We start from the raw sequence: 418 nt of genomic DNA on the forward strand, positions 1-418 counted from the left end.
GTCCATCGTGCCGCTGCCCGACGCGAACCGGCCCGCTGCCCGGCTTCAAGTCATTGCAGAGGCCGCAGACAGTGATGTCGTCATTCCGCTCGTCAGCGGCCTGGAAGGTGCACTCCAGCTCGCCGGAGTCCCCTATGTGGGTTCCTCGCCAGCGGCGGCAGCGATCGCCGCACACAAGGGCGTCTTCAACGACCTCCTCACCCGCGCCGGGCTGAAGGGAATCGACTACCGGTATGGCCGTGATCTGCGCAAGCTCAAGCAGACGGTGACACGTGAGCTGGAGCTGCCGGTCTTCGTCAAACCCGCTCGACTCGGAGCCTCCTACGGCATCTCCCGCGTCCTGCTACCACGTGAGCTGACGACCGCGCTCGAGGACGCCGCCAAGCACGACCCTGTCGTCCTCGTCGAAGAATCCGTT

1 pseudogene is annotated in these 418 nt (G+C 65.6%); it reads left to right on the forward strand.

Annotated features, from left to right (window positions below):
• A pseudogene (locus AC1RP4_RS07750) lies at positions 1-418 on the forward strand (hypothetical protein); the annotation flags it as partial.

The organism is Dellaglioa sp. CoH-56-MRSF-10, assembly GCF_056782175.1.